The organism is Parasedimentitalea denitrificans, assembly GCF_011813015.1.
In the GTDB taxonomy this organism is placed as follows: Bacteria; Pseudomonadota; Alphaproteobacteria; order Rhodobacterales; family Rhodobacteraceae; genus Parasedimentitalea; species Parasedimentitalea denitrificans.
Window position 1 is genome coordinate 15,773 of sequence record NZ_QHLQ01000009.1, and the last position, 12,317, is coordinate 28,089.

At 57.8% G+C, this 12,317-nt stretch carries 11 protein-coding genes; 8 read left to right on the top strand and 3 right to left on the bottom strand.

Annotated features, from left to right (window positions below; genetic code table 11):
* Positions 1-61 precede the first annotated feature (61 nt).
* The 8 genes from pal to folD all read left to right on the top strand — a co-directional run bounded on the left by pal (position 62) and on the right by folD (position 8,631).
* Entirely contained in the window at positions 62-559 is a 498-nt protein-coding gene (gene pal / locus DL239_RS10555; protein WP_167684039.1) for a peptidoglycan-associated lipoprotein Pal, read from the top strand.
* A 3-nt stretch (positions 560-562) separates the two neighbouring features.
* Positions 563-1,378 carry a tol-pal system protein YbgF gene (gene ybgF, locus DL239_RS10560; RefSeq protein ID WP_167684195.1) on the top strand — a complete coding sequence of 272 codons (816 nt, stop codon included), beginning with the start codon at positions 563-565 and terminating at the stop codon, positions 1,376-1,378.
* A 10-nt stretch (positions 1,379-1,388) separates the two neighbouring features.
* Complete coding sequence (tilS, locus tag DL239_RS10565; RefSeq protein ID WP_167684041.1) at positions 1,389-2,627, top strand: tRNA lysidine(34) synthetase TilS; 1,239 nt, start codon at positions 1,389-1,391, stop codon at positions 2,625-2,627.
* A 77-nt stretch (positions 2,628-2,704) separates the two neighbouring features.
* Positions 2,705-4,621 carry an ATP-dependent zinc metalloprotease FtsH gene (ftsH, locus tag DL239_RS10570; RefSeq protein ID WP_167684043.1) on the top strand — a complete coding sequence of 639 codons (1,917 nt, stop codon included), beginning with the start codon at positions 2,705-2,707 and terminating at the stop codon, positions 4,619-4,621.
* A gap of 276 nt (positions 4,622-4,897) precedes the next feature.
* A complete protein-coding gene (locus tag DL239_RS10575; protein WP_167684045.1) occupies positions 4,898-5,473 on the top strand; it encodes an MOSC domain-containing protein in 576 nt (191 codons plus the stop codon).
* A 180-nt stretch (positions 5,474-5,653) separates the two neighbouring features.
* Positions 5,654-7,330, top strand: a complete 1,677-nt coding sequence (locus tag DL239_RS10580) for a formate--tetrahydrofolate ligase (RefSeq protein WP_167684047.1) — start codon at positions 5,654-5,656, stop codon at positions 7,328-7,330.
* Positions 7,331-7,386: 56 nt separating this feature from the next.
* Positions 7,387-7,692 (top strand): chorismate mutase, encoded by a 306-nt coding sequence (locus DL239_RS10585; protein WP_167684049.1) that lies wholly within the window; start codon positions 7,387-7,389, stop codon positions 7,690-7,692.
* Between the two features lie 39 nt (positions 7,693-7,731).
* Complete coding sequence (folD, locus tag DL239_RS10590) at positions 7,732-8,631, top strand: bifunctional methylenetetrahydrofolate dehydrogenase/methenyltetrahydrofolate cyclohydrolase FolD (RefSeq protein WP_167684051.1); 900 nt, start codon at positions 7,732-7,734, stop codon at positions 8,629-8,631.
* Between the two features lie 89 nt (positions 8,632-8,720).
* Here folD and DL239_RS10595 read toward each other — a convergent pair whose 3' ends face one another.
* From DL239_RS10595 to DL239_RS10605, 3 genes are all read right to left on the bottom strand, one after another.
* Positions 8,721-9,137 carry a PaaI family thioesterase gene (locus tag DL239_RS10595; protein WP_167684053.1) on the bottom strand — a complete coding sequence of 139 codons (417 nt, stop codon included), beginning with the start codon at positions 9,135-9,137 and terminating at the stop codon, positions 8,721-8,723.
* Between the two features lie 68 nt (positions 9,138-9,205).
* Positions 9,206-9,856 (bottom strand): ligase-associated DNA damage response endonuclease PdeM, encoded by a 651-nt coding sequence (gene pdeM, locus DL239_RS10600; RefSeq protein WP_167684055.1) that lies wholly within the window; start codon positions 9,854-9,856, stop codon positions 9,206-9,208.
* A 38-nt stretch (positions 9,857-9,894) separates the two neighbouring features.
* Positions 9,895-12,312: a ligase-associated DNA damage response DEXH box helicase gene (locus DL239_RS10605; protein WP_167684064.1), complete on the bottom strand. Its 2,418-nt coding sequence runs from the start codon at positions 12,310-12,312 to the stop codon at positions 9,895-9,897.
* Positions 12,313-12,317: the final 5 nt, after the last annotated feature.

Below are 12,317 nucleotides of genomic sequence, written 5' to 3' on the forward strand. Positions count from 1 at the left end.
GCGGCCAAATGGCCTGTGATAGGGTTAACGAAACATAAGACAATTGCATGAGGTTGATATCATGAGCGGTTTGACAAAAGTAATCTTGATCACTTCGGCGCTAGGCCTCGCGGCTTGCGATAATGTGACCGGCGGAAACTCTGGCGGGACCTCGTTGAACGGTGGTGGCGCGGGCAGTGTGGCTGACGAAACCAGCCCGGCCTATTTCAATCAAGAAATCGGTGACCGGGTGTTATTTGTGGTCGATCAGTCCAGCCTGACCACCCAAGCGCAGGGCATTTTGCTGGCTCAATCGAATTGGCTGCTGGCCAACACCGATTACACGGTCACCATCGAAGGCCACGCGGACGAGCAGGGCACGCGAGAGTATAACCTTGCCCTTGGCGCACGCCGGGCCAACTCCGCACAGGAGTATTTGGTGTCACGTGGCATAGCCAGCAACCGTATCAAAGTGGTGAGCTATGGCAAAGAACGCCCGCTTGAGATCTGTTCGGACGAGAGCTGCTATTCGCAAAACCGCCGCGCTGTGACCATTCTGACTGGCGGGTTGACGGGGTAAATGATGCGTCTTTATGCTCTTGCCGTGATCGCGGCTGTTACTTTTGTTCCTGCGGGTCTACGGGCGCAGGATCAGCAAACACTGGCTGACATCCGTCAGGAACTAACGGTTCTGCATGTAGAAATACAGCGGTTGAAGCGCGAGCTGTCGACCACTGGCGCGCCGGGTACAAGTCTGGGCGGTAATTCCGTCTTGGACCGGGTCGGTGCAATTGAGAACGCCTTGCAGGGGCTGACGGCCAAAACCGAGGGGCTGGAGCACCGGATCGACCGGATCGTTGCCGATGGCACCAATCGGATCGGTGATCTGGAATTCCGTCTGGTCGAACTCGAAGGTGGCGATATCAGCGCTCTGGGTGAGACCACGACGCTGGGCGGCGAGACTGAAACTGCGCTGCCGGTTGGCCTGCCTCCGGTAGATACCTCTGATGAGCTGGCTGTTGGCGAGTTGGCTGATTTTGACGCTGCCAAGCAGGCCCTGGGCGAGGGTAACTATCAAGACGCGGCAGCCAAATTTGCCAGTTTTGATGTGGCTTATCCCGGTAGTCCTCTGGCTGCCGAGGCGCACTATAATCGCGGTAAAGCATTGAATGGCATGGGCGACACCCGCGAGGCGGCACGTGCCTATCTGGCGTCTTTCACCGGTAACTCGACTGGGACAATCGCACCCGAAGCCTTGTTTGAACTGGGCGCTGCTTTGGGCCGTCTGGGGCAATCCAGTCAGGCCTGTGTGACACTGGCCGAAGTCAAAGCACGCTTTCCCGGGACAGCGGCGGTTCTAGCGGCGGAACAGGAAATGGCATCACTTAGCTGTTCCTGATCGGTACACAATGAATATTCTGTCAGAGGTTCAAGGCCATTTCCGCGGGGCGTTGCCGTCCCGTGTTGGGGTGGCCCTGTCTGGTGGTGGCGATTCGGTTGCATTGCTGCATGTGCTGGCAACGTGGTTTCAGAGTCGCGGTGTAGATGTTCTGGCCGCAACGGTAGATCACGGTTTGCGCGATGGTTCAGCGCAAGAGGCGCAGCAGATTGCTGAAATGGCGGCTGGGCTAGGCGTCGATCACGAAATTTTGCGCTGGGATGATTGGGACGGCAAGGGCAACCTGCAGGATCAGGCCCGCAGGGCAAGATACCAGCTGCTAGGCGAGTGGGCTAAGCGGCGACAGATACCGATTGTGGCGCTGGGGCACACGGCGGATGATCAGGCAGAAACTGTGTTGATGCGACTGGCGCGGTCTGCCGGAGTTGATGGGCTGGCGGCGATGCCGGTGCGTCGTGATCTGAATGGCATCACATTGCTGCGACCGCTGTTAAAAGTGACCCGAGCGCAGTTGCGCAGCTACCTGACCGAAAACAACCTGACTTGGGTCGAGGATCCGTCCAATCAGGACCGGCGCTTTGAACGGGTGCGTCTGCGTCAGGCGATGCAGGATCTGGAACCGCTGGGTTTGACCATCGAAACCCTGTCCACGGTAGCCGAGAATATGGCGCGGGCGAAGGAAGCCCTTGATCATTCAGTGTTATCATCGGCTCGTGAGCTGGCAACGACGGTCCATGGTGCGGTAGTTTTTGATGAGGCTATGCTCCGGGTGCAGCCAGATGAGGTTATTCATCGCCTGATTTTGGGCGCTCTGCGCTGGGTTTCAGGGGCAGGGTACCCGCTGCGGCGACAAATTATGCGAGAAGCTTTGGACACTGTACGCACCGGTGGCGGATTGACGCTGGGTGGCTGTCGGATTCTGTCGCGTCGGGGGCAGGTTTGGATTTGCCGCGAATATAACGCGGTTCGCGATGACGTGGCGCAGCCGGATGGTCTGTGGGACAATCGCTGGCGGCTAGAGGGCGGGGCTGATCAAGACCTTGAAGTTCGTCCCTTAGGCAAGAATGGCCTGTCGTTTTGCCCGGATTGGCGCGATTCTGGTTGCCCGAGGGAAGTGCTAGAGGCTACACCCTCATTGTGGCGCGGGCAGGACCTGATTGCCGCTCCGATGGCTGAAATGGCCAATGGATGGACCATAAAAGCGGTTATTTCGGACGAAGAGTTCTATGCTGGGCTTTTATCGCATTGAACCTGACCGAATGATCCTTATTTTAGGGTCAAAGCAGGTGTGCCGACTGGCACGCTTCGATAACTAGGAGAGCTGCCTTGGGCAACGCACGTAATATCGCCTTCTGGGTCATTCTGTTTCTGCTGGTCTTGGCGCTGTTCAATATGTTCAGTGGCTCAGGCAGTTCGATGCAGAGCCAGGAAAGAACCTTTTCTGATTTTGTGACCGCAGTTGAGGGCGGCGGGGTGACCAATGCCACCCTTGATGGCGAACAAATTCGGTTTACCGCGTCTGATGGCAACACTTACGTGACCATCAAGCCCTCGGATGCTGAAGTTACAAAGCTTCTGATCGAGAACAACATTCCTGTGCGGGCTGAAAAGCAGGCCCAGTCCGGGTTCCAGGCGTTTCTTCTGACGCTGCTGCCGTTCCTGTTGCTGATCGGTGTCTGGGTTTATTTCATGAACCGGATGCAGGGTGGCGGCAAAGGTGGCGCGATGGGCTTTGGTAAGTCCAAGGCCAAGATGCTGACCGAAAAGCACGGTCGGGTAACGTTTGACGACGTTGCTGGTATCGACGAAGCTAAGGAAGAGCTGGAAGAGATCGTAGAATTCCTGCGTAACCCTCAGAAATTCAGCCGTCTGGGCGGCAAGATCCCCAAGGGTGCGCTGCTGGTGGGCCCTCCGGGTACTGGTAAAACACTGCTGGCGCGGGCGATTGCTGGCGAAGCGGGCGTTCCGTTCTTTACCATTTCGGGTTCCGATTTTGTTGAGATGTTCGTTGGTGTGGGCGCATCCCGTGTGCGCGACATGTTCGAACAGGCGAAAAAGAATGCGCCTTGTATTGTGTTCATCGATGAAATCGACGCTGTAGGCCGCCACCGTGGTGCCGGTTATGGCGGTGGTAACGACGAACGCGAGCAGACGTTGAACCAGCTGCTGGTTGAAATGGACGGTTTTGAAGCCAATGAAGGTGTGATCATCTTGGCGGCGACCAACCGTAAAGACGTGCTGGACCCAGCCCTGCTGCGTCCGGGCCGTTTTGACCGGAACGTGACTGTTGGTAACCCTGACATCAAAGGCCGTGAGAAAATCTTGGGCGTGCATGCGCGCAAGACTCCGCTGGGCCCCGACGTGGATCTGCGCATCATTGCGCGGGGTACACCGGGTTTCTCTGGTGCGGATCTGGCTAACCTTGTGAACGAAGCTGCCCTGATGGCTGCCCGTATTGGCCGTCGTTTTGTGACTATGGATGACTTTGAAAGTGCCAAAGACAAGGTCATGATGGGTGCCGAGCGTCGTTCCATGGTGATGACCCAGGAACAAAAGGAAATGACCGCCTACCACGAGGCTGGCCACGCGGTTGTGGGGATTTCCCTGCCGAAATGTGACCCGGTTTATAAGGCGACAATCATTCCGCGCGGTGGTGCACTGGGCATGGTGATGAGCCTGCCAGAGTTCGACCGGTTGAACATGTTCAAGGAAGAATGCCACCAGCGACTGGCGATGGCGATGGCCGGTAAGGCTGCTGAAATCATCAAGTATGGTGAGAGCGAAGTGTCCAATGGTCCGGCTGGTGATATCCAGCAGGCATCCGGACTGGCACGGGCTATGGTGATGCAATGGGGCATGTCCGATCTGGTCGGCAACATTGACTACCAAGAGGCTGCGGCCGGGTATCAGAACAATGGCGGTGCCGGCGGGTTCTCTGTTTCGGCGGCGACCAAAGAGCTGATCGAAGGTGAGGTCAAACGCCTGATCGACGAGGGTTATGAGCGCGCGCGCAAGATCCTGACTGACAACGCTGAAGGTTTTGAACGTCTGGCGCAAGGCTTGCTAGAGTATGAGACCCTCACCGGTGATGAGATCAAGCGGGTGATGAACGGTGATGCGCCGCATGAGGATGACGACGAGGATGATGCCGATCAGGGCAATGCCTCGGTCACTGCTATTCCCAAGGCCAAGCCTAAGAAGTCTCCACCCGAAGGGGACATGGAACCAGAACCGTCGGCCTGATAGGTTGCAGAGATTGGCCCGGAACCTTGATAGGTTCCGGGCCTTTTTCTTGGGCGGTGGTCGTGGTGGCGTGGGATATGGCTATTTTGGGCAAAAAGAAGCGGTGGGTTTGTGTTCGTTGCCATGAGCGGAAGAATGTGATGGGGGCTAGTGATGACATGTATCACTAAAATGAATGCGGCTAATCCCATGGCTTTGTGCAAGAGTGGCGCTTCTTGAGGAGCGAGCCCAATTTGGGCGGTGACGACATAGCGGTTAGACGGAGTAAAGCATTCAATGCCGACCATGATTGAAACACAGTATACTGGTGAAATTACTTGGCTTGGGCATGTGCCTGCGGGTGAGGGGCTGCGGGCCAATGCTGTAGAGCAGCTGGAGCTTGGGTTTGATGGCGACTCAGGTGCGCGGCATGCGGGGGCAAATCGTGCGTCCTGTGTGCGGGTGAAGAATCTGTATCCGCAGGGCACTGAAATTCGCAATGTTCGGCAGTTGACGATCCTGTCTGAAGAAGAGCTGGCACTGATTGCCGCTGACATGGGGATGGAGTGGGTCTACCCAGAGCATCTGGGGGTTTCGATTGTGGTGCGTGGCATTCCGGATTTCACATTTGTACCGCCGTCGTCGCGTTTGCAGGGGCCTGATGGCACTACCGTGGTTGTTGATACAGAGAACCGTCCCTGCATTTTCCCGGCCAAGGAAATTGAAAAAGATCACGCCGGATTTGGGCCGAAGTTCAAACCTGCGGCCAAGAACCGGCGGGGAATCACTGCCTGGGTGGAGCGGCCGGGCGGTTTGGCTGTTGGCGATGCCTTGCGACTTTTTATTCCAGATCAGCGTCCCTGGGCGCCATAAAAATACTGTCAGTCTGGATGCATCTTTGAATCCGCAGCCCAGAGTTGCTGGTACGCCGTTTCGCGTCCTGAAAATGTCGGAAATCATGCGATACAAGGACGCAGGGAGGGCTATGGCTTGACGCATGCCGGCAATTGTATGCCGCAAAAAGTTCAACATCTAAGATCAGGGACCAGGGCTATGAGCTATAAAAGCGATATTGAGATTGCACGGGAAGCGCAGAAGCGTTCGATCCAAGAGATTGGTGAGAAGCTGGGCATTCCGCGTGATGATCTACTGCCCTACGGCCACGACAAGGCAAAGGTCAGCCAGTCGTTCATCAACTCGGTTCAGGATCGTGAAGACGGCAAGCTGATTCTTGTGACCGCGATTAACCCAACGCCAGCTGGTGAAGGCAAGACCACCACGACCGTTGGTCTGGGTGATGGTCTGAACCGCATTGGCAAGAACGCCATGGTTTGTATCCGCGAAGCGTCGCTGGGTCCGAACTTTGGCATGAAGGGTGGCGCTGCTGGGGGTGGCTATGCGCAGGTTGTTCCAATGGAGGACATGAACCTGCACTTTACCGGTGACTTCCACGCCATCACATCTGCCCACTCGCTGCTGTCGGCGATGATCGACAACCATATCTATTGGGGCAACGATCTGGAAATCGACACCCGTCGTGTTGTCTGGCGTCGTGTGGTTGACATGAACGACCGTGCGCTGCGTCAGATCACAGCAAGCTTGGGTGGCGTTGCAAACGGCTTCCCACGTGAAACCGGGTTTGACATTACTGTTGCCTCCGAAGTGATGGCGATCCTGTGTCTGGCCAAAGATCTGAAGGATCTGGAAAAGCGTCTGGGTGACATCATTGTTGCCTATCGTCGTGACCGGTCTCCGGTGTTCTGCCGTGATATCGAAGCAGATGGCGCGATGACCGTTCTGCTGAAAGATGCGATGCAGCCGAACCTGGTGCAGACGCTGGAAAACAACCCGGCATTCGTCCACGGTGGCCCATTCGCCAACATCGCACACGGTTGTAACTCGGTTATCGCAACCACAACCGCGCTGAAGATGACAGACTATGTTGTCACCGAGGCTGGGTTTGGTGCTGATCTGGGTGCCGAGAAGTTCATGAACATCAAGTGCCGTAAGGCCGATCTGGCGCCATCGGTGGTGGTTTTGGTTGCGACAGTGCGCGCGATGAAGATGAACGGTGGTGTGGCCAAGGCGGATCTGGGAACAGAGAATGTCGAGGCCGTGCAGTCGGGCTGTGCCAACCTGGGTCGTCACATCGAGAACCTTAAGGGCTTTGGTGTGCCGGTTGTTGTTGCTATCAACCACTTTGTAACTGACACCGATGCCGAAGTGCAGGCGATCAAGGACTTTGTGGTCGAGCAGGGATCAGAAGCAATCCTGTCGCGTCACTGGGAGCTGGGCTCCGAAGGATCTGCTGATCTGGCAACCCGTGTGGCCGAGATTGCAGATGCGGATGTGGCCAACTTTGCGCCGATCTATCCTGATGACATGCCATTGTTTGAGAAGATGGAAACCGTCGCCAAGCGTATCTACCGCGCGGATGAGGTTTTGGCTGATGCCAAGATCCGCAAGCAACTGCACGAGTGGGAAGCGCAGGGCTATGGCAATCTGCCGATCTGTATGGCCAAAACGCAGTATTCGTTCTCGACCGATCCAACTCTGCGCGGTGCGCCGGTAGGTCACTCGGTTCCGGTTCGTGAAGTACGCCTGTCGGCAGGGGCTGGTTTCATCGTTGTAGTCTGCGGCGATATCATGACCATGCCGGGTCTACCACGCAATCCGGCAGCCAAGAGCATCTGCCTGAATGACGCAGGTGAGATTGAAGGCTTGTTCTAAGCTGAAAAATACGCTTTCTGCGGCCCGGGGACCCCCCGGGCCGCAGGAGTATTGAGATGACTGAATTGAGACCTCCGTCTGATTGCGAAGACATGCCGATGCTTCGGCAACAAATTGACGCATTGGATGCGGATCTTGTGCAGCTACTGGCCACCCGAGCGGGATATATCGATCGGGCTATTGCGCTAAAACAAGGTAACAATTGGCCGGCGCGGATACCTGAGAGGGTGGAAGAGGTTGTCACTAAGGTGTGCGAGAAAGCCAAAGCAGAGGGGCTGGACCCCGAGCTGGCCGAGACACTGTGGCGGCAGCTGATTGACTGGTCTATCGCGCGGGAAGCGCAGGTCATACGGGAAACTTGAGCGGGCTTGGTATTAAGCTCGGGGGAAAGGAATAGAATTATGGCAGCAAGTATAATCGACGGTAAGGCCTTTGCCGCAACAGTGCGTGACAAGGTGGCCAGCCACGTTGCCCGTTTGAAAGAAGAACACAATATCACGCCAGGTTTGGCTGTAGTGCTGGTGGGTGAAGATCCCGCGTCCGAGGTTTACGTGGCCGCCAAGCACAAGAACACTGTGGCAGCTGGTATGGCCTCTTTTGAGCACAAGCTGCCTGCTGATGTGTCCGAAGAGGAGCTGTTCGCGCTGATCGACCAGCTGAATGCGGATCCCAAGGTGCATGGCATCCTTTGCCAGTTCCCAGTGCCGGACCATTTGAACGAACGCCGCGTGGTAGCCCGCATTGACCCATCCAAGGACGTGGACGGGTTGAGCGTAGTGAACGCAGGCCTTCTGGCTAGCGGAGAGAAAGGCCTTGTGTCTTGCACTCCGTTGGGGTGCCTGATGCTGCTGCGCAATCAGTTGGGCAACATGTCGGGCAAGAATGCTGTGGTGATTGGGCGTTCGAACCTGTTTGGTAAGCCGATGGCCCAACTGTTGCTGCAGGAAAGCTGCACCGTGACCATCGCCCATTCGCGTACGCAGGACTTGGAGGCGGTCTGCCGCCGTGCCGATATTCTGGTTGCGGCTGTTGGTCGCGCCGAAATGGTCAAAGGCGACTGGGTAAAGCCTGGCGCAACGGTCATCGATGTAGGCATCACGCGCATTCCGCATCCAGAAAAGCCCGGTAAGTCTAAGCTGCTGGGGGACGTTGACTTTGCCGAAGCTGCCGAGGTTGCGAGCGCCATTACGCCTGTACCGGGTGGCGTTGGCCCAATGACTATTGCCTGCCTGCTGGCCAATACTGTCACAGCCTGTTGCCGTGCCAATGGTCTGGCTGAGCCGGAAGGGCTGACCGCCTGATCTGTTGCCCGTTGCGGCGTTGGATTTGAGTATTTAGAGCAAAAAGAAGCAGGGGCGGCTCGCAAGAGCCGCCTTTGTTGCGTTTGGGATCAGATTTGGACCGGGGCCATGGTGCCCTGTAGTATAGCTATCAGTTTTTCCTGACCGTCGGTGATGGCGTGGACCTCGGCGGTGACAACAACCAGACGGCGGCCGGGTTTGATGACTTTGCCGGTGGCGCGTAGGTAATCGCCCTGACCTGGTGACAGCAGGTTGATCTTGATCTCGGCTGTCATCACCTCTTGGTCACTGGGCAGTTTGGTGAGCGCAGCATAACCAGCTGCGGTATCGCCTATGGCAAAAGTCAGGGCCGCATGGGCAACGCCGTGTTGCTGGCGGCTGCTTAGCAGGATGGGGGCAGTGATGATGACCTCACCATCGCCGATGTGGGTGAGCTCGGCACCCATAGTGTGCATCATGTTCTGGCGGGCAAAGCTGGCGCGGATGCGGCTGTCGATATCTGTCATTTGTGGTTCCCTGTCGTGTTGCCAGGACCATAGAGAACGCGTTTGGTATTGGGGGAATGACGTTGCGGCTAGCGTGGCATTGGAATGGCCAGGGGGCGGGGGCCTGTCAGGATGGCGATGGCCTTGGGGGCCATCAGGGTGGATAGGGCCGGGTCGCTGCTGCGCAACCCGCCGGTGTAGGTGCCATAGGCGGGTAGGATCAGGCGGTGTTGGTCTAGCAGAAAGGCAGGGCGGGTGGCGCCGCGCAGTTTTGCCTTGGGGTGATAGTGGCCAGAAACTTCGCCGGATGTGTCGGGTTCGGCAATATGGCGGAAGGTCAGCGGGGCGAGGGGGAAGCTGTCGTGCAGTTCACCGGGTAGGTTTGCGGGGGCCGGATCGTGGTTGCCGGTGATCCAGATCCAACGGCACCTGCTGGCGAGGTCGGCTATTTTGTCTTTCTCGGCCTCAGGCAAAGCGCGCGCGGCGCTGTCATCGTCGAAACTGTCGCCCAGACAGATCACGGTGTTGGCTTGGGTTTGGTTCAGGTCAGCCTCAAGTCGGGCCAGCGTTTCCTGGGTCTCATAGGGGGGCAGGGTAGTGCCGCCGCGACGGGCGTGACGTTCGGACTTGCCCAGATGCAGGTCCGAGACACAGAGCAGGTTCTGGTCAGGCCAGTAGAGCGCGCCGGAACCTAGAGCCGTGAGCTGGGCGCCGGAGAGGGGGAAGTCATATCCAGTCATTCGCAAGACGTTGCTGATCTGAAGCGGACTAGCAAGGGCTATTGCGGCAGATTGGCGAGACCGGATTTCTGCATCAGTTCCGCAGCCTCTTTTTCTAATAGTTTTTCCAGCCCCGCGCCCTTGATCGGGACCTTGCCCATTTCGAGCAGTAGCGGTGCGGCTAAGGGAGTTATGCGGGGAAGGTGCAGCAGGTCGATGTTGCCTTGGATGCGGGTGATCATGTCCTCGATCCGGCCAAAGTCGACCAGTCCTCGCAGGGCCTCGGTTCGGGTGATTTGCAGCATCAGGTGGTCGGGGTCGTATTTGCGCAGGGTGTCATACAGGATGTCGGAGGAAAACGTCGCCTGCCGCCCATTTTTGCGGGCTGAGGGCGTGTTGCGTTCGATGAGCCCGGCGATGGTGGCGCAGCCGCGAAAGCTGCGCTTCATCACGGCGTTTTCGCCTAGCCAGCCGTCTAGCCCATCGCGCAGGGCGGCGATGTCGAACAGCGGCTCGGGGTCGGTTAGGGTTTCCAGGCCCCAGATCATGGTAGCGTAGTCGGTGGCGACAAAGCCGAGAGGATCCAGTCCCATTTCCTCCATCCGTTTGGTCAGCAGCAGGCCAAGCGTTTGTTGTGCGTTGCGCCCGGCAAAGCCGTAGATACACAGGTGCGGGTGATCCTGATGGGGAAAGCTTTCGATCAGCAGGCGGTTGGGCTGCGGCAGTTTTGAGACTTCGCGTTGTAGCATCAGCCAGTCGGCGGTGTGGTTTGGCAGGTTGGGCCAGCTGTCCTGTTGTAGCAGGGTTAGAATGCGGCTGCTGAGCTGGGTAGAGGTGGCGAATTTGGTACCGCTGAAGGTGGCGATCTTGGGCATTTTGCCGCTGCGGCGCTTCACCTCGACCGTCATGTCACGCAGGCCCTCGTATCGGACGGTCTGGCCGCCAATCAAGAACGTGTCGCCGGGGGTGAGCGTGGCGGCAAAGGCTTCCTCGATCTCGCCCAAAGGTTTGCCGCCGCGGCTGCGTTTTAGGCGAACCTTGAGCGTATCGGTGTCCTGAATAGTGCCAAGATTCATACGGATACGTTGGGTGGCACGCGGGTCGCGCAACTGCCAGCGCCCGTCAGGACGTTGTAGCAGGCGTTGCCATTTGTCGTATGCTTTCAGCGCATAGCCACCTGTGGCGCAGAACTCGAGACAGGCGTCAAACTCAGCGCGGGGCAGGGTGGCAAAGGCTCCGGCTGATGTCATTTCGGCGAACAGATCATCGGCGTGAAACGGGCCTGCGCAGGCGGCAATCAGGATATGCTGGCACAAGACATCGCGCGGGCCTGATCCGCGGGCTTCGCCGTCTAGATCGCCCTCGCGCACAGCCTCTAGCGCGGCGCGGCATTCGACCACTTCGAACCGGTTGGCTGGGACTAGTAATGCCTTGGATGGGGTGTTGTAGCTGTGGTTGGCGCGGCCGATGCGTTGCACCAGACGTTTGACATTCTTGGGCGCGCCGATCTGGATCACCAGATCCACGTCGCCCCAATCAAGCCCCAGATCCAATGACCCTGTGCAGACAATCGCCCGTAGATCACCACGGACCATTGCTGCCTCAACCCGGTCGCGTTGTTCGCGGCCCAATGATCCGTGGTGGATGCCGATGGGTAGGGCATCTTCATTGGCAAGCCACAGATTGTGAAAGAAAATCTCGGCCTGGGCTCGGGTGTTGTGAAAGATCAGCGTGGTGTTGTGGGCTTTGATCTGCTGCATCACAGCGGGGATGGAATAGGCGGCTCCACCGCCAGCCCAGGGTGGGGCCTCGGTTGTTTCCAGCATCTGGATGTCGGGCGTCGGGCCGGGGTCGGCCTGCAGGATTTCGCAAGAGTCGGGATGGCGGGCAAGAAACTGCGCGATGGCCTGTGGGTCATCCACTGTGGCTGACAATCCAACACGACGCAGATTGGGGCAAAGCGTTTGTAGGCGGGCCAATGCCAGCATCAGCTGATCACCGCGTTTGCTTTCGGCTAGGGCGTGGATTTCATCCACCACCACTCGCTGCAACCCGGCAAAGGTGCGGGCGGCGTCGTCATAGCTGGTCAGCAGCGCGAGGCTTTCGGGGGTGGTCAGCAGGATATGGGGCGGGTCGGCGCGCTGGCGTTTCTTGCGCGATTGCGGCGTGTCGCCGGTGCGATCATCAATGCGCATCGGCAGGTCCATTTCATCCACCGGGGTGCGCAGGTTCCGTTTGATATCAGCGGCTAGGGCCTTGAGGGGGGAGATATAGAGGGTGTGGAGGCCTTGGTGCTGGCCATCCGCCAGTTCAGCCAATGTGGGCAGGAACCCAGCCATAGTCTTGCCGCCACCCGTTGGGGCGATGAGCAGGGTTGCAGGATCATCCGCGCGGTCCAGCATCATTTTCTGGTGCGGGTGGATTGTCCAGTTTCGGCTGGTGAACCAATTCGTGATAGCCACGTTGAGAACAGTCATGTTCC

Excerpts from the sequence above, each read along its gene's own strand:
- DL239_RS10580 (WP_167684047.1), top strand. The coding sequence starts at position 5,654 with ATGAGCTATAAAAGCGATATTGAGATTGCACGGGAAGCGCAGAAGCGT.
- ybgF (WP_167684195.1), top strand. The coding sequence starts at position 563 with ATGCGTCTTTATGCTCTTGCCGTGATCGCGGCTGTTACTTTTGTTCCT.
- pal (WP_167684039.1), top strand. The coding sequence starts at position 62 with ATGAGCGGTTTGACAAAAGTAATCTTGATCACTTCGGCGCTAGGCCTC.
- DL239_RS10595 (WP_167684053.1), bottom strand. The coding sequence starts at position 9,137 with ATGACAGATATCGACAGCCGCATCCGCGCCAGCTTTGCCCGCCAGAAC.
- DL239_RS10575 (WP_167684045.1), top strand. The coding sequence starts at position 4,898 with ATGCCGACCATGATTGAAACACAGTATACTGGTGAAATTACTTGGCTT.
- tilS (WP_167684041.1), top strand. The coding sequence starts at position 1,389 with ATGAATATTCTGTCAGAGGTTCAAGGCCATTTCCGCGGGGCGTTGCCG.
- DL239_RS10585 (WP_167684049.1), top strand. The coding sequence starts at position 7,387 with ATGACTGAATTGAGACCTCCGTCTGATTGCGAAGACATGCCGATGCTT.
- pdeM (WP_167684055.1), bottom strand. The coding sequence starts at position 9,856 with ATGACTGGATATGACTTCCCCCTCTCCGGCGCCCAGCTCACGGCTCTA.
- folD (WP_167684051.1), top strand. The coding sequence starts at position 7,732 with ATGGCAGCAAGTATAATCGACGGTAAGGCCTTTGCCGCAACAGTGCGT.
- DL239_RS10605 (WP_167684064.1), bottom strand. The coding sequence starts at position 12,312 with ATGACTGTTCTCAACGTGGCTATCACGAATTGGTTCACCAGCCGAAAC.